Genomic DNA, 23,923 nt, shown 5'->3' with positions numbered 1-23,923 from the left:
GGATGGTTAAAATCAGAAAGGCGTTGATGGAAGATGCCAAGCATATCCATACCATAATCAAGGATCGGACCAAAGACGCCATGGTTCTGCCCCGGCCTTTGAATTCCATTTACGGACATCTGCGGGATTTTTTTGTTGCCGAGGACGCGGACGGGAAAATTATCGGCTGTTGTGCACTTGCCATAAGCTGGGATTGTCTGGCAGAAGTCCGGTCTCTGGTTGTTGTACCTGAAGCACGCGGTTCCAATCTGGGAGCGCGGATGGTGGAAGCCTGTATTCAGGAAGCGCGCGACTTAGGTGTTTGCGACGTGTTTGTTTTGACTAATATTGAGAAGTTCTTTGCAAAGCTGGGTTTTGTGGAAACCGACAAGCATGTGCTGCCCCAGAAGATCTGGGCCGACTGCATCAATTGTCCCCAGTTCCCGGATTGTGATGAAATTCCAATGACTATGAAACTGAAATAGATAAGGAAAACTGTCATGGGCCATAGCCTTAAAGAAGTTTATTCCAAAGAAATAATTGCTGAAAGAATCAAAGTGTTGGGTAAGGAGATTTCCGAAACCTACGGTCAGGAACCGCTGGTCTGCGTCTGCGTTCTTAAGGGGGCCTACCTATTTTTCGCAGATATCACCCGCGCCCTTTCCTCTGATCCTGAAATCGATTTCGTGCGTCTTTCCAGTTACGGAACCGGAACCAGCCGGACCGGAAACATGAATTTTTCCAAGGACCTTGAAGTCTCTATCGCTGACAAGCATGTGCTGATCATCGAAGATATTGTCGATACCGGACATTCTGTAGAGTTTCTTAAGCATGTGTTTGAAAAACGTAACCCTTTGAGCGTGAAAACCTGCGCCCTGATTGATAAAAGGGAACGTCGCGAGATTGATCTGGAAGTAGAATTTCCCGGTTTTATTCTCGATCACGGCTTCTTGGTGGGATACGGAATGGACTATGCTGAAAAATACAGGTATTTAAGTGCAGTGTATGAACTTGAGAATGCCTAGTTCGGCTGTTTTCAGTTCTTAAAATTGTTATAAATACGAGTCGGTTAAACCTATTGAATGGCAGGTAGATCGGTCCATGATAATTACGTGTTCAAACTGCGGAACCAAGTTCAATTTACCGGAAAGTAAGATTCCGGCGGGCGGAGCAAAGGTTAAGTGCTCCAAATGCGGGAATATTTTTATGGTAACACCTCCAGCTCCTGAGCCGGAGGATGAAGTTGAGTCCATGCTTGAAGAGGAGCAGCCTAAAGCTGCACCCAAGTCGGAACCTGAGCCGGAACCCAAGCCTGCGCCCAAGCCAAAACCGGAGCCGGAACCCGAGCCGGAACCAGAACCGGAGCCTGAAGAAGATTTTGACGACGACCTCTTTGACGAGGCAGCCGATGAACTCGGCGATGAGCTGGACGGCGACGCTTTCGGTGATCTCGGTGCCGATGAGCCTGCAGCGGCCCCTGCTGAAGATTCCGATGATCTGGAAGATGATCTTTTCGGTTCTGATGATAATTCCGCTGATGCCGAAATAGGTGCCGACCTTTTTGATGATGACGATGATGATCCTTTTGCGGAACCTGCCGCAGAAGAAGCTTCTGCTGCTCCCGCAGCTGAGGCTGAAGAAGATTTTGATATAGATGACGAGCTTTTCGGCGATGACGACGATGAGCCTGCCGCCGAAGAAGCCGCCGCACCCGCTGCTGATGAAGCAGACGAAGATGACGGTTCTGATCTCTTTGACGATGACGACCTGTTCGGTGATGACGAAGACGGCGGAGATCTTTCCGAAGATAATCTTTTTGATGATGACGAAGAGATTGAGGAAGATGACGGAACTTTTGAAGCGGAAGACGAGGACTTCGAAGAAGAGGATTTCTCCGAAGATGATTTGGATGACGACGACGGTCTTTCCCTTGATGACGGTGAAATAGCCGGATTTGATCTTGATGACGACCTTGACGAAGCTCCGTTCAAGAAGAAAAAGAAAGGCAAGAAAGGGCTGATCATCACCCTCGTGCTGCTGCTCCTTTTCGGTGGCGGTGCCGGAGCGGCATGGTACTTCAAGGTCTGGGAATCCCTGCCATTCAGCATCCCCTTTGTTTCTTCCGATGATGCCGGAACCGCTGATTCCAACGAGCCGCCTTCCAAGCGGTTCAGCAGGTTCTCTTTCAAGGATCTGCGCCAGTTCTATGTCAACAACGACAAGGCCGGACAGCTGTTCATCATCGAAGGTAAGGTTGTAAATAATTTCAACCAGCCCAAGGAACTGATTGAAGTCGAAGCACAGCTTTTCGACGACAAGGGACAGGTGCTCGATTCCAAGCGACTGCTTTGCGGAAACACCCTTTCCCTGTTCCAGCTGGAAGTGCAGTCCAAGGAAGAAATTGAGGCCGGACTTGGCTCCAAGGTCGGCATACTCTCCAACAACACGCTGCTTAAGCCGGGTATGGATACGCCGTTCATGGTCGTCTTCTTCAAGCCCTCGCCCGCAGTTAAAGAGTATGTCATCAACGTAGTAGACGCCAAGAATCCGCCTAAGAAGTAAGATGTCTCCGACGGCCCTCCGGGGGCCAAAGAAACTTTTTGGAAAAAGTTTCTCTGGACTCTTCAAAAACTTTTAATAGTTTTTAATTGGGCATAGCTTGTGAGATTGTGCTGTTAGAAATGTAATTTACCGGCGGGAGATTTGCTTTTGGGCTGAATCTCCCGCCTTTTTATATGTGAATTTAATTTTAGGGCATCAACCTATGAAAACTAAAGACGTTTTTGTTTGTTCTAATTGCGGGGCGCAGGCTTTGAAGTGGCAGGGCCAGTGTCCTCGTTGCAGCGAGTGGAATACCTTGCAGGAGAAGGTTGTTGTGCGTCGCAAGGGCGGTGTGAGCCATGCCCCTGCGGAGGGACTGGCCGTTGCGTTGGCGGATATCCCTGTTGAGCATACTGAGGCCCGTTCTACGGGGTTTAAGCCGCTTGATACCGTGCTGGGCAAGGGTTTTGTTCCGGGCGGTGCCGTGCTTGTGGGTGGTGAACCGGGCATCGGGAAATCCACTTTGCTGTTGCAGCTGGCAGCCGAGCAATGCCGTATGGGCAATAAGGCTGTTTATTTTTCAGGTGAGGAATCGCTGGCTCAGATTCGTGGCCGTGCGGACCGTCTGGGCGTGCTGCAATCGGGCCTGCTGGCAGTGGCATCCACCAATGCGGAAGAAGCTCTCTCCATTCTGGAAGGACTGGAAAAGCCGGATTTGATGATCATTGATTCGGTGCAGACTTTGACCTCGCCCCGTGCGGACGGCATTCCGGGCAGCGTCAGTCAGGTGCGTGCGGTTTCATCGGAACTGGTGGAAGCGGCTAAGAAAACCAGCACCACACTGGTTATCGTGGGTCACGTGACCAAAGACGGTCAGATAGCCGGGCCGAAGCTGTTGGAACACATGGTTGATACGGTTCTGTACCTTGAGGGCGACCGCAAGCACATGATGCGTATCATGCGTGTGCTCAAGAACAGGTTCGGTCCCAGTGATGAACTGGTGGTCTTTTCCATGCGTGAAGCGGGCATGGAGATTGTGGAAGATCCTTCGACTTTATTTCTCGGCGACCGGGACGATTCATGTTCCGGGGCGGCGGTGGTTATGGCCATGGACGGGCATAAGCCTTTTGCCGTGGAAGTGCAGGCTCTGGCCAGCCGAACGGTTCTTTCCATTCCCCGCCGGACCGCCTTGGGCTTTGATACCAACCGTTTGAACCTGATTCTGGCAGTGCTGGAAAAACGGCTAAATTTGAACTTGGGTCAGCTGGATATTTATGCCAAGATCGGCGGCGGTTTGGCCATGCGTGATCCCGGCCTTGATCTGGGTGTGGTGGCAGCAGTGCTGTCCTCGTTCTATGATCGTCCCTTGCAGCCTGGAGCTGTTTTCTGGGGCGAAGTGGATTTGAATGGACGCATCCGGCCTGCATCAGGTGGCGAGACCCGTCTCAAGCAGGCCCAGCGACTAGGGTATGGACCAATTTTCCAGTCCGAGACCTGCCGCACTTTGGATGAATTGCAGGCTAAATTGTTTGGTCCTGAGTAATATAAATATGACGCTCTGTGCATAACAGAGCGAAGCTTAATAAAAGGTTTTGGGATTCTTAAACCCTTTTGCAAAAGGGTTTAAGCCGCCGGAGGCATTCCTGATGAAAAAAGTATTTCTTGTTGCGGGTGCGCGGCCTAATTTGATGAAAGTCGCGCCTATTTTTCGTGCATCGCGTGATGTTGCGGGCGTTGAGTGTCAGATGGTCTATACCGGGCAGCATTACGACCGCCAGATGTCGCAGGTGTTCTTTGAAGATCTGGATATCCCTAAGCCCAAGTTCAATATGGGCAAATCCACCGGAACCCATGCCGAACAGACCGGGGCGATCATGGTCGCTTTCGAGAAAATGTGCATAGATGAAAAACCGGACCTTGTTGTGGTGGTGGGCGATGTTAATTCCACGCTGGCTTGTTCAATTACTGCGCGCAAGCTGCATATTCCGGTAGCCCATGTGGAAGCCGGACTGCGCAGCGGCGATATGGACATGCCTGAAGAAATCAACCGCATGGTTACGGATTCCATCAGCAATCTTTTTTTTACCACTGAAGAGCATGGCCGCGAAAACCTGCTCCGCGAGGGCAAGGATGCGGACACTATTTTCCATGTGGGCAACGTGATGATCGACAACCTCTTTCATAATGTGGACCGTTTGGGACCTGAGGTTGTGGATAATTATCAGAGCCGTGAATTGAAGGAGAAGATCGGGCGTTATGGATTCATGACCATGCATCGTCCTTCAAATGTTGATAAGCGTGAGGTTCTGGAAGGGATTGTTGAGGCACTGAACAAGATTGCTGAAGACATGCCTCTGATTTTTCCCATCCATCCACGTACTGAGAAGATGATGACGCAGTTCGGGATTTCCTTTTCCGAAAACGTGCACACCCTGCCGCCCCTTTCGTTCAGAGAATCTTTGTATCTCTGGAAGGACGCGCAGGTGGTCATCACCGACAGCGGCGGATTGCAGGAAGAAACAACCGCGCTGGGCGTGCCCTGTGTGACTGTTCGTAAAAATACTGAACGCCCGGTGACCATCGAGCAGGGTACCAATGTTCTGGCCGGGATTTCCGGTGAAAATATTCTGCGCGAGACGGGGAATGCGCTGAAGAAGACCGGAAATCCGGTCCCGAAAATAGACGGCTGGGACGGCCACGCCTCAGAGCGTATCTGGAAAGTTCTGATGGACTTTCTGGGGTGATTTGTCTGATTTCAGCTTGGAATGATCTTTAATGCGAAAGCCTGTTTCTGTTTAGCAGAAACAGGCTTTTTTTAATGATTTTACAATGGTAATCCTTATACGGATTATGTTAACGTGCGGCATAAATTGAATAAGGGGATATTCATGTCATTCAGCGTTCGTTATATTTTTTCTACACTGATGTTTTTGATTCTGTTGACACAGCAGGTATGTGCTTCAAATATTTTCCCGTTGGAGCCTCCGGATACCTCCAGTCCGAGAGCAACTTTTTCCAGCTTCATCCATTATACTGACAAGCTTTACGAGGCGGCCACAGCAGCTGAAGGTGATCTGTTTCTTCAACGTGAATTTTTGCAGCGTGCGGAGCGTTGTTTTGATTTCAGCAAGGTTCCGCCCACAATAGTCAACGATGTAAGCATTGAGTCCGTACTTCGTCTGCGCGAGGTTCTCGACCGCATTGAGTTGCCGGATATGGCGGACGTGCCTGACAAGCATGAAGTTAAGAAGCAAAAGATTCTGCTCTGGCGCATTCCGCATACTGAAATCACCATCGGCCGTTGCCCTGACGGTCCGCGCATGGGCTCTTATCTGTTTACTCCCGAGACTGTACGTAGACTTGAGGAGTATTACGGTGAAGTGGACCATCTTCCATATCGCGCTGACAAGGGCGAGAATTATACCGGTTTTTATGAGCAGTATATTTATTCCTCCGGGTGGATGATTCCTGACGGATTTTTAAAGAACCTTCCTGACTGGATGCTGGAAGGGTATGAAGGACAGGCCCTTTGGCAGTGGATTGCGCTGGTCGTGCTGATGGTGCTGGGTGGATTGAATATGTGGGGTTTCTGGCTGTGGCACCGGACATTGAAAGGCAGGTCCTGCAAGTGGAGTTGGCGTCTGGAGCGGTTGCTTTTCCCCCTCTATGCCATGATGGTCTGTATTGTCATTGAGTACATAGCCGATGATCAGATCAATATTACCGGCGATGTTCTTTCTTTTGTCACCATGATGATGGAGCTGGTTTTCGCGATTTATGCCGGAACAGCAATTCTCATTGGCGGTGATGTGGTCATGCGCGGTATTCTCCATACTTCTAAAATCAAGGAAGAAGCTCTTGATGCCGATGTGATCAAGCTAGGGTGCAGGCTGGTCTCATTCGGTCTGGTATTTGTGCTTTTTTATAATGTCGGCAGCTATTTCGGTATTCCGGTAACCGCGATTTTCGCTTCTGCAGGTATCGCAGGTATGGCCATTGCCCTGGCCGCCCGTGAAACATTGGCCAACTTTTTCGGAGGGGTTTCAATCTTTATGGACCGTCCGTTCAGGGCCGGGGATTATATTGTACTTGATAACGGGGATCGCGGTGAAGTCAAAGCTGTGGGCATGCGCAGTACCAAAATTCAGACCCGTGATGACATCATGATTACCATTCCCAACTCGGTTATCACCAATGGTAAAGTGGTCAACCAGAGCAGACCTCATCCTCATTTCAGGGTACGCATCAAGCTTGGGGTGGCTTATGGTTCTGATGTTGACCGGGTCGAAGAAATTCTTATGGAACTGGCGCATGGTAATTCTTATGCCATTTCAAAACCGGAACCACGGGTCCGGTTTCGCAGGTTCGGTGATTCAGCCCTTGAGTTTGAACTGCTCTGCTGGGCTGCCCGGCCCCATGACCGGGGCAAGCTGATCCATACTCTCAGCCGCGACATATACAAGCGGTTCAACGCTGAAGGAATCGTCATGCCCTTCCCGCAGCAGGATGTGTATTTACATAAGGTGGAGGATTGAGCTTAATGTCAGGAAACAAAAATATTCAGAAGTTTCGCGGCGAAGTTTCTCGTGAGGACAGGGAGAATATCCACGGACACCGGGCAGCTGTGTTCTGGTTTACCGGCCTTTCGGGTTCCGGTAAATCAACCATTGCCCATGCTGTGGAGAAGGAGCTTTTTGATGATTTGATGAGAGTCTATGTTTTTGACGGAGACAATGTGCGTCATGGCTTGTGTGCTGATTTGAGTTTTGCCCCTACCGCCCGTACTGAAAATATCCGCCGGATTTCCGAGGTGGCGAAGCTGTTTGTTGAAAACAGCACCGTCTGTCTCTGTGCTTTTATTTCTCCATTACTCAGTGACCGCCAGATGGCCCGGGAAATTATCGGGGATAATGATTTCTATGAAATATTTGTCACCTGCCCGCTCGAAGTATGCGAAGAGCGGGACGTGAAAGGGTTTTACAAAATGGCCCGTGAAGGAAAAATTAAGAATTACACCGGTATTTCCGCCCCGTATGAAGCTCCTGAAAATCCGGATCTGATTGTGGAAACAGATAAGGAAACCCTTGAAGAATCAGTGACACGGGTAAAAGAGTTTATTTTGCAGAAAGTGAAAATTTAAAAACGAACTGGTTTTTAGGCATATAGTTTAAAAATATTCAGCTTGGATTTAATTATTGCCCTGCGTTTGTTTCTGATTTATCTACTGCTCACGTGAATCAATCTTGATAATTTAAAATCTCAATTTTGTTCTTACCAGTATCGGTAAGCATGACTATATTTGGAATTACTGAACGTTTTTGCCTGTAATATTATCCAAATCAGAACATAAGGAAATAACAATGAAAACAGCTGTTATCGGAACAGGTGCAATGGGACAGCACCATGTTCGACTTTATTCCGATATTAAAGATTCCGAACTCGTTGGTGTCGTTGATCATAACACAGCCCAGACCGATCGGCTCTGCGCTCTTTACGGTGGACGCCCCTACACAGACTACCGGGAAATGCTGGACAAGGAAAAACCAGATGCCGTAACCATTGCCCTGCCTACCTCCTTCCACCATCAGGCAACCATGGACTGCCTTGATGCCGGAGTCCACGTCATGGTTGAAAAACCCATTGCTAAGACAGTGGAGCAGGCCCGTGAAATGATCGCCAAGGCCAAAGAAGTGGGCCGAGTCCTGAAAGTGGGGCACATTGAACGTTTCAACCCGGCTGTAACCCAGCTTAAGGAAAGACTCGCCGACGGTCAGTTGGGGAGAATTTTTACCATCCACTCCAGACGTCAGTCTCCTTATCCGGGACGTATCACCGATGTTGGCGTGGCAAGCGATCTTGCAACCCACGAACTCGACATGATGCGTTACGTTGCGCAGTCAGAAGTCGATTCCATGACTGCTGAAATTTCAAAAGTAATGAATACTGACAACGAAGATATTGTCTTTGGTTTGCTCAGATTTCAGAACAGCATTCTCGGTATTCTTGATGTAAACTGGGTTACCCCTACCAAGATCAGGGAAATTTCTGTAACCGGTGAAAACGGCATGTTTACTGTCGATTATCTGAACCAGAACTTGACTTTCAACTCCAACTACGCAGCCGAGCAGAATGAAAACCAGAGCGACTGGTTTAAAGCTAAGTTCGGTGTTGCAGAAGGTGATTTCACCCGTTTCAGAGTTGAAAAACGGGAACCCCTGCGTGTGGAGATTGAATCCTTCCTTAAGTGCTGTGAAGAGAATTCTACTCCTCTGGTAACCGGGGAAGACGGTCTGGAAGCACTCAGTCTCGCGCTCAAAATTGTAGATAACAACTACAACTGCGGATGTAAGAAAATAAGTGATTAAATCTGATTGGATATGATTTTATCAGCCTCCTCCGTGATTCACGGTGGAGGCTTTTTTAATATTTCAGCACTGCCCCGGACCAGCTCAGCCCTATTCCGAAACCGAAAAGCATAATTGTGTCGCCCCGGCGCAGCTTACCGCTTTCTTCCGCCCTTTTGAGGGCGATGGGTATGGTGGAAGAGGTTGTGTTGCCCACTTCATACAGATCCATGATCATTTTTTCATCCGGGATATCCAGTTTGCCGGCAAGAGATTCAAGTACCTTGTTGCTGGCCTGATGAAATACGAACAGGTCTATGCCCTCCATGCCCGTTCCGGCCTGCTCTGCCAGTTTCTCTATTTCTCCGGGAATGGTTTTTACTGTGAACTGGAAAACCTTGAACCCGTCCATCTGCAGATCAGGTTTGGCGATGGGAGTGTCGTCTGTATTACCGGTTGCAACGCTGATTCCTGAATTCAGGCAGCGTATGGAGTCACTGCGGCTACCATCAGTTCCGAAAAGAAATGACGGCCCGGCTTCAGGTTTATCGATAATTGTGGCTGCGGATCCGTCAGAGAAAATAAGGAATGAGGTCTTGTTTTCCGGATCAATAGCTTTGGAGTAGTTGTCTACGGTCACCAGCAGAACACGCTCGGAAATACCGGCAGCCATGTAGCCGTAAGCAACGGAAAGCCCGTAGCAGTATCCGCTGCAGCCGAGGCTGATGTCAAAACATTTGGTGGAAGTCGGCAGGCCCAGTTCGTGCTGCAGGCAGGCTGAAACATGGGGCAGCAGGCTGTCCGGGGTCTGGGTGCAGACAATCAGGGTGTCCGGCAATTCATTTTCTGAAAGTCCTGCAAGAGCTTTGGAAGCGGCTTTATGGGCCAGTTGCAGGGTTGTTTCATCTTTTGCGCTGTGATGGAGATAGCGGACCCCGGTTTTGGGCAGTGAGTTGCGGACATGCCAGTGGGGCTTGGTTTTATCCAGTTCATGGCAGTCTATTGTCTGTTCCGGGAGATGATATTCTATATTGTTGATAAAATTATTCATTGTTCTTGCAGTGTATTGCTGCTCATTCCTTCATGGGAAGGATGTTAATGGGATAGTGTGTCGGAAATGTTTTGTTCGGGGAGGGTTCTAATAGCGGTTATTTATGCACTATGCAAGCATAAGCTGTTAAAATAGCATACCTTCTCTAATGTATATATAATGCCCGGCATACAGGGTGTATGCCGGGCATTATATTTTACATTATGTGATAAACAGTTATTTGTTTTCATTAATTGTTTTTATGGCCTGAGGCAGAAACATGCTGAAAATATCATGCAGGCCGGCCATAAGTTTACCAGCGTTATCCCCGGTGTTGCTCATGTTTTTCTTTTGCTTTGAGATGTAGTTCTGGGCGAAAAGCAGTTTGTTGTTTCTGGTGACCATGCCGTCAAGACGGACTTTGTACTGCACCTCCAGCTGACCGGGACGGTTGATGTATACTTTGTTGGCAATTCCGGTGACTATGAACATCTCTCCGGCATCATCCATGGTTTCGAAATATTCGACATCCAATCCTTCTGCTTTTAACTGGGCGTAGACGGCCCGTCCCATCCATGTGCCGATATCCACAGAAGGAAGATAATTAAACAGGTTGCTCTTCCCGATTTGTTTAATGGGTTTGCTTTCCGTGAATTTGACCACCGCAATTTTGACCGGACACGGGGGAAGGGCGATGCTGATGGGGGTGTAGCTCAGGTTTAAGGTGGTGTCTTTCATTTTGTCTGCGGAAAAAGCCGTTTGAGGATAAATTACAGCCATTAAAAGCAGAGCAATTAAGCTCATGGTCATTTTTTTCATGGTTTCTCCCATTTTACTTGATGAAATGATTGTGGGAACATACTTAGTTGTAATCTAATTGATCTGGCCTCTTTTTGTCAAAGTTGATTTTAAAAACGGTGCTCTTTTTACTGAAACTTGACCCTGAGACTGCGCTGGATTATTTGCAGGCTGGCGAGTAGGGACCTTTCTGGGGCAGTTATTTTCCTTTTACTTCGTCTGGACTTTGCCGAGAGGTTGTGTTTTATTCCGTCCGTCCTGACATCATTGCTGTTCAAAACAAGATTTGTGAGCTTTTTTACGTGAAAGATATTTCATCCATTAATCCAAAGAAGATTCTTGTCTGCCAGCTGCGCCAGATCGGGGACGTGGTGCTGGCCACTCCTTCTGTTTCCCTTCTACATAAAAAATTCCCCGACGCAGAGATTCATGTTCTCACTGAAGATAAATGCACACAGGTGTTTGATAACAATCCGGCTGTCAGTCATATCTGGGCAATTAAAAAGGAAAAATTGCGCAATCCGGTCAAGGCGTTGGCTTTCTATTGGAAGGTGGGGCGTGCCGGCTATGACTTGATTGTGGATTTTCAGCAGTTGCCCCGTTGTCGCTGGGTGGTGCTTTTTAGCGATGCCCCGGTGAAGCTGGCTGAAATGCCGCCGTGGTACAACCGCTGGCTGTATACCAACTGGCCGGAATCAATTCCCGATGGTTACGCAGCAATGTACAAGGCCGGAGTACTTAAGCCTTTGGGCATTGACTGGAATCAGGAACTCCCGAAAATATTCGTTTCCGATCAGGAACGGGCCGAAGCTGAGTCCTGTCTGGACTCTTTGGGGGTCGGTGCAGATGAACCGCTGATTACCATAGATGCGTCCCACCGCAGGCATACTCGTAAGTGGCCGGAGGAATATTACGGGAGGTTGATCCGTTTGATTGCGGAAAAGCGTCCGCAGTTTAAATTTTTCCTGCTCTACGGTCCCGGGGAAAAGGACGTCGCGCTTAAGGTAATGGAAGAATCCGGAGTTGCCGATAAGTGTGTGATGGTGGATAAGCCCGGTTCGTTGAGAATCATGGCTGCCCTGATAGAAAGAGCGGAGCTGCATATAGGCAATTGTTCCGCTCCAAGGCATTTTGCCGTGGCCGTGGGCACGCAGAGCATCGTTATGCCAGGGTCTTCCGGGAGTTGGGTCTTTCCGTCCCCTGAACACGAGGAAGTTGTTGCCGGCCTTGAGTGTGAGCCCTGCGGTAAAGAAAGTTGTGATCGGGGCGATCTGGCCTGTCTGACAAAAGTTATGCCGGAAGATGTGCTTTTAAGGGTTTTAGAGAGGGTGTAAACCTGCTACAAGAGGAAATCTCTTGACCGGGATGATGGTTTTGTCCTTTTCAAGTGTCTGAATAATATAATAATTGGGTAGATATAGAAGCGTATGGTTTATGATTTTATCGTAAACCGAATCTTGAAAGGGATTTGGTGTCAGTTCAAATGGGGGGCGATAAGCCTTACTGACCCCATTTTCTATTTATTTTTTTCCTTGGGATTTGTAGGCCTGTATGTGCCTGAACCTGACATTAAGCTGTCTTTGGGGATTCTTTTTCTCAAGGCTCTTTTTGAGGAGTTTTTTTTCAGATTCCTGCTGCAGGAGGGGATTGATCGTCTTTTCAGATACGGATGGAAGCTGGGGCCGCTCAGTCTGGCAAACCTTTTGGCTTCTATGACTTTTGCCTGCGTGCATTTGGTTCACCAGCCCGCTCATTGGGCCTTGCTTACCTTTTTCCCCTCGTTGGCTTTCGGATATATCTGGCAGAGATACCGCAGTCTGGTTTCGGTGACCCTTATCCACTTTGCCTATAACGCATTTTTGTTTTATCAGTTTATGTGATTTGTCCGTATCGGGTTAAGCTTGACGGGTTTTTATAAGTATAGGATGTTTGCAGGGATGCAACTCTTTGGATGTAGAATTTAAGAATTTTCAGCTGGATGGCTGAGAATTTCATATAGATAAAAATGATTCTTACCGGGGTTCCGGTGGAGCTTATGGCGCTGAATATGCTGAAGAATTTTTGTAGATTAGTCGTGAGTCTGGTTTTGTCCGTGGTCCTCATGGTTTCTGTGGCCGTGGCCCAGCCTGAAGGCGGCGACGGTGTTCATGCCAATCTGGAAAGCATTTCCCTTGTTGAGTTTATTAAATTCGTAGGTCGCTATACTGGCAGAAATATCGTTTTTAATGCCGGGCAATTACCGGGAACAAATATCAGTGTCTATGCAGGGCAGTCCTTGTCCGAACCGGAATTGATGGCTGTTTTCCAGCAGGTATTGAGCGGGTCTGGTTTTCAGGCAGTCAGCAGGGATAATGTAACTTACGTGCTGCCTTTGCGGGATGCGCAAACTATTTCCCCTGATGTTAAAGCTGCTCCTTCCTCTGGAGACGGTGAGGAAATCATTACTTCAATTTTTCAGCTTGAGGGCAAGATAGCGCCTGATAAAGTTCAGGGTGTATTGAAAGAGGTCGCCTCCAGAATCGGCAGGGTTACCCCTGTGCCCATGGCTGATGCGGTGATGATCCGTGATTTACAAAGTAATGTAAATAAGATGAAGACCCTGTTGGGCATCCTGAAGAGAGCCGGAGCCCGGCAGGAATCGACTCTGATTGAATTGGAAAAAACAAATGCCAAGACTGTGGCAAGCAAATTGTCTTCTTTTTATAAAAAATTGTCTACATCCGGAAAGTCCGGCACTCCTCCGGTAATTGAATCCCTTGACTGGGCAAACAGCCTGCTGGTTTCCGGTAGTGCTGACCAGATTGATACTATTAAAAGGTTGATTTCAAAGCTTGACCGGGCCAGTGAAGCTTACTCCAAGATGAAAATTTACAGACTGCACAATATTGAAGCCGTTGTGGCAGGTGATGTGCTGAAGAGCCTTGTCAGTGGTGGAGGGATTCCTTCTTCCGGAAAATCTAAAGATGGCGGGGCTTCTTCCAGTTCCGGAGCCTCTTCGGCCTCCAGAACAACTGCATCCGGCTCCGGCGGATATTCCAGTTCCTCCGATGATTCCAGCGATGTTCAAGTTTCCGCAGATGAAACAACAAATACCCTGATTGTTATGGCCAGTCCTGACCAGCTTCCCCAGATTGACAAGTTTGTGGATCAACTCGATCAGGCACAGGATCAGGTTTATATTGAAGCTCTTGTTCTTGAGACCACTCTGGATAACTCCAAAGAATTCGGCGTGGAATGGCAGGGCGGTATTGATATGGGCGGCAGTGTGGCCACCTTGGGCTACACTAAAACGGAGAGCAGCAAGCTTTCGTCCTATGCATCAAATCCTTCCAATGTCCCCGGTGGATACTCCATGGGCGTGCTCGGTGACACGATTTCCTATGCCGGCCAAACTTTTCCCACTATCGGGGCTTTGGTTAATTTTACTAAATCAGCTACAGATTTTAATCTCATCTCCGCTCCCCAGATTATGACGCTTGACAATGCTGAGGCAGAGATTTTTGTAGGTCAGAACAGGCCGTACAAATCCGGGGAAAGTTCTACCAGCGGTGATTCCGTTGTTTCCACCTATTCCTATAAAGATGTCGGTATAAAGCTGAAGATTACTCCTCGCATCAATCGCGAAGACGGGTTGATTAAGCTTAAGGTTTATCAGACCTACAATACTGTTTCTGAGGCCAGTACATCTGAATTGCCGATTACAAATGATCGAACCACTGATACCACAGTTCTGCTTGCGGATGGATCAACCATGGTTATAGGCGGTTTGATTAGGGCTGAGCAGACTCGTACTGAGGCAGGGGTTCCATATCTTTCTGATCTGCCTTTGCTGGGCTGGCTTTTCAAAACAACCAGCAATAGCGGCAACAAAAGTACCCTGATGGTTTTTCTCTCAGCCCGTATCATCCAGACAACGGAGCAGCTTGAGGCCATCAGCAAGGCCAAAATGGACAAGTACCGCAGCCAGCGTAAGCGTTTTGAAACCTTTATTGATAAGGAATTCAACACCTACAAAAATGACTCTGATGAATCGGATATAAATAATGTTACTTCTTCCTCGTCTGACGGGTAGCAGGGCAATAAATTGAGCAACTCTTATGATTTGAACCTTGTCCCCCGTGAGGTTGTGGACCTGTTTCTGACCTTCCCGCAGCGCAATGAATTCATTCCTGTGGAAGTGCGGGATAAGGAAATCAAGTTTCTGCTACAGAATGAAACTTCTTTGCCTATGGCTGACTTTCTGGCCTGGAAAATGGGTAAAAATGTTGTTTCTGAGATTGTAGCCGAAGAAGAGTTTTTTCCTTTGCTTGAGCAGGCTCTTACTGTCTGGGAAGAAGAAAGTGCTATTGAATCCGATTCTGATGGGGAGGAAGGTGAAGACGGGCAGGATCTTCTCGGCTGGTCCCATGACGATGCACCCATTGTCCGGCTGGTGAACAAGACCCTGCATCAGTCTATTTCCACCGGGGCCAGTGATATCCATTTTGAAGGTCAGGGCAATGGATTCGTGGTTCGTTACCGACAGGATGGGGTTCTAAAAACTGTCAAGCGTCTGGATAAAGGGCTGCAGCCTACAGTCATTGCCCGTCTTAAGGTTATGGGCGAGATGGACGTAGCTGAAAGCCGCAAACCGCAGGATGGACGTATTTTTCTTAAGCTCGGGCAGAAAGAGGTTGATGTCCGTGTTTCCACCATTCCGACCATGAGCGGCGAGAAGGCTGTTCTGCGTATTCTGGACCGCTCCAAGAATATTCTTAATCTCGAAGATCTCGGCCTGAAAGGGGCGGACCTTGAGCTTTTCCGTAAAGTTTTGGCTCAGCCCCACGGCATTGTGCTGGTTACCGGTCCTACCGGTTCCGGTAAAACAACCAGCCTCTATGCCGGACTCAGTGAATTGCCGCGTGACGATAAAAATATCGTCACCGTAGAAGACCCGGTGGAATACCAGCTTTCAGGGATCAACCAGGTGCAGGTCAACAAGGCCGCAGGCATGACTTTTGCCACCACCATCCGATCCTTTCTGCGTCAGGACCCGGATATCATCCTTGTGGGTGAGATTCGAGATCAGGAAACTGCCAGCACCGCCGTACAGGCATCGCTTACCGGTCACCTTGTGCTTTCAACCCTGCATACCAACGATGCCGCAACCGCTGTGACCAGAATGCTCGATATGGGCATTGAGCCGTTCCTTTTGGCGTCCTCCCTTTCCCTTGTTCTCGGGCAGCGTCTGGTGCGTGTCAACTGCAAGCACTGCTCACGGATTGTGGATGTTTCCGAGAACACCTACAAGCTTTTTGAGGAAGCAGAAGGGTTGCCCGCAACCCAGACTGCCGGAGCCGGATGCGAGCACTGCAACTTTACTGGCTTCAGCGGACGTCGCGGGGTTTATGAACTTATTCCGGTCACCGAAGACATGCGCGGTCTTATCATGGAAATGTCTTCTTCCGATCAGATTAAAGCTTACGCCAAAGAAATGGGCCGTGAGACCATGGTTGACCATGGTGTAAGACTGGTCAAAGAAGGCGTGACCACCCTTGAAGAAGTGGTCAGGGTTACCAAGCTGTAAATTTCCGGTTTTCCAAATTTTAAGAACAGGGTTTATTTATGAATATCCGCGAACATCTGCGCCGTCCCGATTGGATGGCGGATTGGAAGATTTTTCTCCTTTTTTCCTTGATCAGTTTTGCGTTTGCCTTCGGACTGCGCTGTATTGATTTTCCCAAATGGGACAATCCCGCCTTCATGGTTAACGGCGAATATATCATGGGTACCCATGATGCCTATTTCTGGCTGGCCGGAGCCAAGGGTGTGGGCAGTGCCGTAGACAATCCCATGGCCGGGCTGTTGCGTGTCCTAGGCAGTATCACCGGCGCCCCTTACGGAAATATCGCTTTCTGGCTCCCGGCTGTCTTTTGCGGATTCACAGCAGTAGCCGCCTTTGCATGGGGTATGCTGCTGGGCGGTCCGTGGACCGGGATTGTGGCTTCTGTTTTTGCTACTTCAGTTCCGCATTTTTATTTTCGCACACGTCTTTCGTACTACGATACCGACTTGATTTCTCTGCTTTTCCCGCTGCTCATTACTGTCTTGATGGCCCGTTGGCTGGTTATGACAACCAAGTCCAGCTGGTTTAAAAAAGAAGAGAGCGATGATTATCAGCCTGTGTTGACGGATTACCTGCTTCCTTTTTTTGCCGGAATATTAACCTGTTATGGTGATTCATGGCATGGGGTTGTTCAGGTTTTCGGATTTGGGACCTTTCTTATCGGCCTTTTTTTGGCCCTTTTTTGCAGTAAGTCAAATCAAAGACTTATTGCCATGCGTGGACTGCTCGTTTTTGCAGCGTCCGGCATGTTCGGGTTTGCAGGGGTTGTTGTAGCTTTGGCTTTGATTTGTTTTTATCTCAGTCCGCAGTTTGAAAAAATTTCCAACTATGAAAATCTATATGTTTATCTGGTGCTTTTTATTGCTTTAAGTCTGTTCAGCGGTCTCGGTACAAAGCTTTTTTTTGTAGTGTTGAATAGGATTACATCCTACACAAAGCCGACAGCTGATGCAGTAAAAGCAGCAGGGCCTGTTTATCCGGGGATCGCCCAGAGTATTATTGAAGCCCAGAATGTTAAATGGGCCGATTTTTTTTCTACCAGCGGCGGCAATGTCTACGTAGGTGCAGCGGCTTTTGTGTGCTTCGCAGCATGCATCTATTATTCTCCTCTCTCAATTCTGCTGCTTCCGTTTGCGGCTGCCGCTATGGTTTCCCCTTTTATGGGGGGGCGGTTCGCCATGTTCGCTGGAATACCGGTCGGGATAGGGCTCGGTTACTGGGCTATATTTTTGGTGAATAGATTTTTTAAGGATAAAAAGGAAACCTTAGTTGCAGGTCTGACCAGTTGTTGTCTGGTGGTATACTTGGTTGGTGCGAATTTTGATTTTTATACAAAGACACCTGTCACCCCGATTATTTCAAAAGAACACGCTGTAGGGCTTATCGAGTCTGCTGATTCAATGTCTGCAAGCAGCACTGTCTGGACCTGGTGGGACTGGGGGTATGCAACTATGTATTACACCGGGCAGAATTCGTTTGCTAACGGGGGTAATCATGCCGGTCCGGTGCTTTATCCTCTTGCTCTAGCCATGTCCACACCCTCATTGCTTCAATCGAGTCAGTTGATTAAATACTCGGCTACTCAGGGCAACAACCCGGCTAGTACATGGAGCAAAATGCCGGTGGGCGAAGTTCAAAGTATTATCGGTGCTCTGGGAGCAAATGATTACCTTTTTAAGGGGGACGAGGATCAGTATCTGGTGGTTACCTGGAAAGATATCGCCCTTTCACGGTGGATTTTGTATTACGGTATGTGGAATATTTCTACAGGAAGCAGCCAGCATCCCTTTGTGGGTACCGTCAGGAATCAATTCCAGGTGGATTTCAATAGTGGCAACTTATTTGAAGGCAATAATAAACCTCTGCCGCTGAGTTCATATAATATCTTGAACTCTTCTGGAAATAAGTCCGGGACATTTAAGAATCACAGTGGATTACATCTAATTTTCAATGATCAGAACTCTCAAGCATATCTGATAGATGACGCTGTTCATGACAGTACCATGGCTCGCTTGCTCTGGGGGGCAGCTGATTCTCCTGAATTAAAAGGTAGGTTTGAACTGATTTATGAAGGATGTCCCTCTGTGAGAATTTATAAAGTTCTTAACCAAAATCCTGAAAAATAGCTTGATTGGGGAAGGGCTTAAGTGTAATATGTTTCTGTGTTTTTTGGTAAGTGTTTTGAATTGTTGTTTTTTTAATTTTTAACTAGGGAGATCTTTTCAATGAAAAAGATTACAGTTCTCTTTACAGTGCTCATGCTGCTGGCTGCCACCAGTGCCTGGGCAGATGTAGTGTTCCCCAAATCCTTGAACGGAACCTACTCAATTGACGCTGCGCAGAAGACCGTCAACACTGATGATTGGACCGCTAACCTGCGTGTATTTACAGGTTTTACAGCTAACGCCTCTCTTGGTGATGCTGATGACGGTTCTTTTAACTCCACTTTTATTCCTTTCAACGCATCTCACGTTAAGATTTTCAGTGTCACTTCTGAAGTTATTGACGGTAACGGACCTGGTGGTAACTCCTCTGTGAGTGCTGACTTTGGTTTCTTCAACTCCACTGACGAAGCAGCTATTGCCAACGTTATTGGTGTAATCCACCAGAACAACGGTAGTGCAGATTTCCAGTCTGAAAACGCAACCAGCTTCAACCTTAACAACAGACGCATGAGCGCAGTTACCACTGAGCCTGGTTACAAAATCAGTGGTCTGACCATGATGTCCAACGTCAACGCCACCTTGGACGCTGCTGCCAAAGTTGGTGAAACTCCCTTCTACTTTCCTGTTAATTTCATCTCCACCGCCGGTGCTAAGCTGATGGCAGGTCTCGGTAACGCGACTCTGGCCGGTGGCGGTGCTACATACGATCAGAGTGCTGATGTTGAAGGTTCCACCTTCATGCTCAGCTACCAGAACGGTACTGTTACAAACTGCGTATTTGATAACACCACCTGGTCTTACTATGTAGTTGGTTACGACTACGGAACCGAGCAGGAAACCTTCTACGGTGTTGGTCAGGTTAAATTCAACTCCGCTCCTACTGCTCTGGACACAGCTCCCACCACTTACAACGCTCAGGCAAAAGTCGTTTACTACAACGATGACCGCTCTGAAGAAGCTGACCGTACCGATAAATGGTACCACTATAACGCAACTTCTCCTGATGCAGCTGCCGGTCTCATCGAAATCGATGGTGACGGTGCAGGTGGTTCCTTTAACCTTATGCAGTACGGTGTTCTCAACAAAGACCGCAACATGATCTCCGGTATTGTTTACAATCTGGTAGATGGTAACGCTCTCAACGCCAGACCTGTTCGTGCATACGCTATCATGATTAAAGATTCCAAGAGCATCGCTACCAGCGACCTGCAGAACCGTGGTTACAAAATGGTTTACGCCGGTTGGGGTGAAGATCATGGTTCCAAGAACGCTACTCAGGGTATCATGGCTATGAACTTTGACAGCAACCTGAGCATTATCGATGGTGGTCTCGTATACAACGAAGCTGACACTGCCACTTCCGGTGATGAAATGCAGCAGAGACAGGTTCACCTGAACGGTTACTCCGCTGCTGTTGCAAGCACCGGCCAGTTCAAGTCCCTGACTCAGTCCAACATGACCATTACCTCCAGCGACGGTTCTTCTCTTGCTGGTAACTTCTATGGTCGCTTCGCTACTGATAAAGACTACGCAGTTGGTATCTACGAGCCTGCTGGTACCGATGGTGAGCGTTCTGCTTTCGGTCTCGCAGTTCTGATTCCTGATACCGCTCTCGTTTCCGAAGCTGCAACTGCTGGTTCTACCTACCAGACCAACGGTACCGCAGCATTCAACAACTTGCTCGTTGCAGCTGGTAACGTTATTACCCCCAACTCCACCGATTACACTCTGAGTGAAATCCGTGAAAGATGGACCAGCGTACCTTCCAGCTTTATTCCTGTAACTCCTGCTATCGGTTTTAACTCCACTCTCGGAGATATGACCGCTAATATGCTGGCTACCAACACTAACAAGCTGTACATGACCTTCCAGTTCACCATTCAGGGTGTATCCGGTAAGATCTCTACTCTGGCTCTTTACAAGCTCATGGTTGACAGTGCCAACTCTCATGCTCTTACCTACGCTTCTTCCGCTGATGCAGCGAAGGGCACAAATGGTGCATGGTGGATTTCCGATGCCCCGACCACCGGTTACAAAGGTTCTAACTCCGAGCTTGATGCCGGTACCACTTATTACGTTAACTACGTAATTGAAAGTCAGGGTACTCTGGATGCTAAGAACGACGGTTCCGTTGGTCAGTTCATTGACCCGGTTGTTCTCGGTTCCATTGCCGGTTCCTCCTCCAGCTCCTCCGGTTGTGTATTCAACCCCGCAGCTGGCTTCGGTCTGGAATGGCTGCTCCTGATGGTTGCTCCTCTCGTAGCTGTTGTTCGCAGCCGCTTCAAGAAGTAGCATACTGATCCGATAAAATACTTACCGAAAACATGGGCCACTCCTTAGGGGGTGGCCCTATTTCTTTCTGTTTGCGGGGTTATGAGTAAAGAGGCTTCAGTTAGAGATTAAGAATTTGAGTTGACAGTTTGTACAGAATAACCTTACAAACTAGCTCAACGTGTTTAAGTAAAGTTAAAGTTTAAGACAAGTGTCTTGCTATATTTGTAAAGAACTAAGAAGCCTAAGAGGTAGATAGTTATGATGGAGATTAAAGGTAGACGTATTGCCCTTGTGGGCGGTTCAGGATTTATCGGGCACAATCTTGCCTTGCAGTTGAAAAAGCTCGGTGCTGAAGTATGTGTCGTCGATGGTTTACAGGTTAACAACCTGTTGGCCTTTTCTTCCACTGAAGAGGATATCGCCAACCGCGATCTTTATCTTGCTATTCTGAATGAAAGGCAGCGGTTGCTCCGAGAAGCCGGTGTTCCTGTGTATATTCAGGATGTGCGCGACTACCACGCCACCTCTCATCTTATGGGTCAAATCAAGCCTCAAACGGTTGTTCATCTTGCAGCTGTTTCCCATGCTAATAAGTCAAACAAGACTCCGCACAGCACTTTTGATCACAGTTTCCGCACACTGGAAAATATGCTCGACATCTCTCGTGCAAAAGATTCCGGTGTCGAGCACTTTGTATATTTTTCTTCAAGCATGATTTACGGCAACTTTGACGGCGGCTTTGTTACCGAGGAAACACCCTGTGATCCGATTGGTGTGTACGGTGCGCTTAAGTTCGGTGGTGAGAAGCTTGTTGTTGCATACAATCAGGTTTTTGATCTTCCTTATACAATTATCCGTCCTTCCGCTCTTTACGGTGAGCGCTGCGTTAGCCGCAGGGTCGGCCAGATTTTTGTTGAAAATGCTCTTAAGGGCGTGGACATCACCATCGCCGGCGACGGTTCCGATAAGCTCGACTTTACCTATATTCAGGACATGGTTAACGGTATGGTCAAGGTTATTGAAAATGAAAATTCATTTAACCAGACCTTTAACCTGACTTATGGTGATTCAAGAAGTCTTGCCCAGATGGCCGAGCTCATCAAAGCCGAGTTTCCTGAAGTGAATATCAAGTATATTCCCAAAGACCGTCTCATGCCCGATCGCGGAACTCTTTCCGTAGATAAGGCCAAAGAACTTATCGGTTATGATCCGCAATGGCCTCTTGAAAAGGGGTTTGTTGAATACATTAAATGGTACAAAAGCCTGCCTGCAGATCTGACCAAAGACGGCAAAATGCCTGTTACTTACGGTTAATAATTGGTTTTATACGAAGATTGAGTCCCTCTCCCTGCCTTGCAGGGGGAGGGCTTTTTGGAGCGACGAAATAAATTTTACAGCCTGAAATTGAAAGGTTAGCAATGTTTGATTTTTTGGCCTTAATTACGAATAAAAAATATTGGCTTCTGCACAGCCTGATCATGAAATTTATCCTGCGGCTTTACGGGATACAGGTTGGATCAGATTTTTATATGGAAGGAATTCCTCTTCTTAAGATCAGGGGAAAGGGGTCCAATATTGTTATCGGTAACAATGTTTCCATTCTCGGCGGGATAGATCTGCGTAACCGTGAAAACGGTAAAATAGTTTTCAAGGACAATGTTACCATTGAAGGTAATTGCAGATTCGTCTCTGCCCGTGAGGGAACAATTGCAGTGGGTGAAGGCTCCATTGTCACGTCTTTTGCTATTATCAATGGTGGGGCGGACTTGATTATCGGTAGACAATGCATTATTGGCCCTAGAACGAGCCTGAACGCCAATGAACATGTGTTTAAGCGCGATACACCGGTGCGTGAGGCTGGATTTGTCCATGAACCGATATACATCGAAGATGATTGCTGGCTTGCTGCCAATGTTACGGTAATGAAAGGCGTTACCCTTGCTAAAGGTAGTATTGTAGGGGCCGGGGCTGTTGTCACAAAGGATACTGAACCTTATTCTGTCAATGTAGGCATCCCAGCCAAAAAAGTTTCGGAGAGAAAATAAATGAAATATTGTTCCAAGTGCTTGATGCCGTCCACGAAGCCCTACATTGTATTTGATGATGAGGGTGTTTGCAGTGCCTGTAAGGTGGCTGCTGAAGAAAAACAGTCTGTAGACGGCATTGACTGGGATGCCCGCAAAGCTGAGCTTGATGAGCTGGTTGCAAAGATCAAGGCTAAGAAAGCACCTTTTTTTGATGTGTTGGTTCCGGTCAGCGGCGGCAAAGACAGCATGACTCAGGTCCACAGGATGCTGGAATATGATCTGCGCATTCTCGCTGTAAATGTTGATTACGGCATTAAAACTGAAATCGGTATTGAAAACCTGAAATGCATTCCCGAAAATATGGGTGCTTCCCTGCAGATATTCCGGCCTGAGTTGAAGCTTCAAAAGGAATTGATCCGCATCGGCTATGAAGATTTCGGTGATCCTGATCTGCTCAGCCACACCATGCTTCACGGTTACCCGCTGCGAGTTGCTCTTGCTTTTAAAATTCCTCTTGTTTTTCTAGGAGAAAATTCTGCTTTCGAATACGGCGGCGATGATGATATCTCCGGGCTTGCTCAGATGACCAGAAAGTGGTTTTCCAAATATGCTGCAAACAGCGGACATGATGCGGCTTTTATTTCAAAAGAATACAATATCCCCATGGAAAAGCTGGTTAACTATGACTTCCCTGATGAGATTGAGGAGTCTGATATAGTAACTGCATTTTCAAGCTACTATTTCTATTGGGATTCTGAAGCGCATCGCGAAATAGCCAAGGAATACGGGTTTAAAGAACTTTCCGAGCCACGTGAAGGCACCTACCGTACCTATGTGGGCATTGATGAAAAAATCAACCGTATCCACCAGTACTTCAAAGTCCTTAAATTCGGATACGGTCGCGGAACCGACCATGCCTGTGAAGACATCCGCCTTGGAACTCTGAGTCGCGATGAAGCCAAGGAATTGGTTCGCAAATATGACCTTGAGCCGCTCTCCGATGAATATGTGAACGATTTCTGCGAGTTCATCGGTATCAGCCGCGAGCGTTTTTTTGAAGTGGTTGAAAGTTACCGCGACACAAATATTTGGAAAAAAGACGAATCCGGCAACTGGTACATTCCCGGTCACCTTGAAGATTAGCAACATACTGGAATAGT

The 23,923-nt window shown here is 47.8% G+C and carries 20 protein-coding genes; 17 read left to right on the top strand and 3 right to left on the bottom strand.

The window, feature by feature from the left end:
- Positions 1 to 2 precede the first annotated feature (2 nt).
- From FMR86_RS11135 to FMR86_RS11100, 8 genes are all read left to right on the top strand, one after another.
- Entirely contained in the window at positions 3 to 464 is a 462-nt protein-coding gene (locus FMR86_RS11135; protein ID WP_163351410.1) for an N-acetyltransferase, read from the top strand.
- Between the two features lie 15 nt (positions 465 to 479).
- The gene (hpt, locus tag FMR86_RS11130) at positions 480 to 1,004 is read left to right on the top strand and encodes a hypoxanthine phosphoribosyltransferase (protein ID WP_163351408.1); all 525 of its coding nucleotides are present in this window, start codon (positions 480 to 482) and stop codon (positions 1,002 to 1,004) included.
- Positions 1,005 to 1,080: 76 nt separating this feature from the next.
- Positions 1,081 to 2,541 carry a DUF3426 domain-containing protein gene (locus FMR86_RS11125; protein WP_163351406.1) on the top strand — a complete coding sequence of 487 codons (1,461 nt, stop codon included), beginning with the start codon at positions 1,081 to 1,083 and terminating at the stop codon, positions 2,539 to 2,541.
- Positions 2,542 to 2,743: 202 nt separating this feature from the next.
- Positions 2,744 to 4,063 carry a DNA repair protein RadA gene (radA, locus tag FMR86_RS11120; RefSeq protein ID WP_163351404.1) on the top strand — a complete coding sequence of 440 codons (1,320 nt, stop codon included), beginning with the start codon at positions 2,744 to 2,746 and terminating at the stop codon, positions 4,061 to 4,063.
- A 103-nt stretch (positions 4,064 to 4,166) separates the two neighbouring features.
- Positions 4,167 to 5,264, top strand: coding sequence for a non-hydrolyzing UDP-N-acetylglucosamine 2-epimerase (gene wecB / locus FMR86_RS11115; RefSeq protein ID WP_163351402.1), 1,098 nt, complete (start codon positions 4,167 to 4,169; stop codon positions 5,262 to 5,264).
- Between the two features lie 144 nt (positions 5,265 to 5,408).
- Entirely contained in the window at positions 5,409 to 7,055 is a 1,647-nt protein-coding gene (locus tag FMR86_RS11110) for a mechanosensitive ion channel family protein (RefSeq protein ID WP_163351400.1), read from the top strand.
- 5 nt (positions 7,056 to 7,060) lie between these two features.
- Positions 7,061 to 7,660 carry an adenylyl-sulfate kinase gene (gene cysC / locus FMR86_RS11105; RefSeq protein WP_163351398.1) on the top strand — a complete coding sequence of 200 codons (600 nt, stop codon included), beginning with the start codon at positions 7,061 to 7,063 and terminating at the stop codon, positions 7,658 to 7,660.
- Between the two features lie 220 nt (positions 7,661 to 7,880).
- Entirely contained in the window at positions 7,881 to 8,885 is a 1,005-nt protein-coding gene (locus FMR86_RS11100; RefSeq protein WP_163351396.1) for a Gfo/Idh/MocA family protein, read from the top strand.
- 55 nt (positions 8,886 to 8,940) lie between these two features.
- Here the strand turns inward: FMR86_RS11100 and FMR86_RS11095 are convergent, their stop codons facing one another.
- Complete coding sequence (locus FMR86_RS11095) at positions 8,941 to 9,915, bottom strand: 3-oxoacyl-ACP synthase III family protein (RefSeq protein WP_163351394.1); 975 nt, start codon at positions 9,913 to 9,915, stop codon at positions 8,941 to 8,943.
- Positions 9,916 to 10,131: 216 nt separating this feature from the next.
- Complete coding sequence (locus FMR86_RS11090; RefSeq protein ID WP_163351392.1) at positions 10,132 to 10,713, bottom strand: hypothetical protein; 582 nt, start codon at positions 10,711 to 10,713, stop codon at positions 10,132 to 10,134.
- Between the two features lie 281 nt (positions 10,714 to 10,994).
- Here FMR86_RS11090 and FMR86_RS11085 point away from each other — a divergent pair, with 281 nt between their 5' ends.
- From FMR86_RS11085 to FMR86_RS11070, 4 genes are all read left to right on the top strand, one after another.
- Entirely contained in the window at positions 10,995 to 12,026 is a 1,032-nt protein-coding gene (locus FMR86_RS11085; RefSeq protein WP_163351390.1) for a glycosyltransferase family 9 protein, read from the top strand.
- A gap of 93 nt (positions 12,027 to 12,119) precedes the next feature.
- Positions 12,120 to 12,572 (top strand): JDVT-CTERM system glutamic-type intramembrane protease, encoded by a 453-nt coding sequence (gene mrtJ / locus FMR86_RS11080; RefSeq protein ID WP_163351388.1) that lies wholly within the window; start codon positions 12,120 to 12,122, stop codon positions 12,570 to 12,572.
- A gap of 155 nt (positions 12,573 to 12,727) precedes the next feature.
- Positions 12,728 to 14,764 carry a type II secretion system secretin GspD gene (gene gspD, locus FMR86_RS11075; protein WP_163351386.1) on the top strand — a complete coding sequence of 679 codons (2,037 nt, stop codon included), beginning with the start codon at positions 12,728 to 12,730 and terminating at the stop codon, positions 14,762 to 14,764.
- A 12-nt stretch (positions 14,765 to 14,776) separates the two neighbouring features.
- Positions 14,777 to 16,258 carry a GspE/PulE family protein gene (locus FMR86_RS11070; RefSeq protein ID WP_203544850.1) on the top strand — a complete coding sequence of 494 codons (1,482 nt, stop codon included), beginning with the start codon at positions 14,777 to 14,779 and terminating at the stop codon, positions 16,256 to 16,258.
- 32 nt (positions 16,259 to 16,290) lie between these two features.
- Here the strand turns inward: FMR86_RS11070 and FMR86_RS11065 are convergent, their stop codons facing one another.
- On the bottom strand, positions 16,291 to 16,467 hold the full coding sequence (locus FMR86_RS11065) for a hypothetical protein (RefSeq protein ID WP_163351384.1): 177 nt from the start codon (positions 16,465 to 16,467) through the stop codon (positions 16,291 to 16,293).
- On the opposite strand from FMR86_RS11065, the gene FMR86_RS11060 reads away from it, so the two are divergent.
- The 5 genes from FMR86_RS11060 to FMR86_RS11040 all read left to right on the top strand — a co-directional run bounded on the left by FMR86_RS11060 (position 16,456) and on the right by FMR86_RS11040 (position 23,906).
- Positions 16,456 to 18,423, top strand: coding sequence for an STT3 domain-containing protein (locus FMR86_RS11060; protein WP_163351382.1), 1,968 nt, complete (start codon positions 16,456 to 16,458; stop codon positions 18,421 to 18,423). The two genes, FMR86_RS11065 and FMR86_RS11060, sit on opposite strands and share 12 nt — an antisense overlap.
- A gap of 99 nt (positions 18,424 to 18,522) precedes the next feature.
- A complete protein-coding gene (locus FMR86_RS11055) occupies positions 18,523 to 20,754 on the top strand; it encodes a hypothetical protein (protein WP_163351380.1) in 2,232 nt (743 codons plus the stop codon).
- A gap of 240 nt (positions 20,755 to 20,994) precedes the next feature.
- A complete protein-coding gene (locus FMR86_RS11050; protein ID WP_203544849.1) occupies positions 20,995 to 22,050 on the top strand; it encodes an NAD(P)-dependent oxidoreductase in 1,056 nt (351 codons plus the stop codon).
- 104 nt (positions 22,051 to 22,154) lie between these two features.
- Complete coding sequence (locus tag FMR86_RS11045) at positions 22,155 to 22,781, top strand: DapH/DapD/GlmU-related protein (protein WP_163351378.1); 627 nt, start codon at positions 22,155 to 22,157, stop codon at positions 22,779 to 22,781.
- Positions 22,782 to 23,906: an N-acetyl sugar amidotransferase gene (locus tag FMR86_RS11040; protein ID WP_163351376.1), complete on the top strand. Its 1,125-nt coding sequence runs from the start codon at positions 22,782 to 22,784 to the stop codon at positions 23,904 to 23,906. It begins immediately after the preceding gene.
- Positions 23,907 to 23,923: the final 17 nt, after the last annotated feature.

Origin of the sequence: Desulfovibrio sp. JC010 (assembly GCF_010470675.1) — a bacterium.
Lineage (GTDB): Bacteria > Desulfobacterota > Desulfovibrionia > Desulfovibrionales > Desulfovibrionaceae > Maridesulfovibrio.
Note: the sequence above shows the minus strand (reverse complement) of the source record. Positions and strands in the feature narration are given on the sequence as shown.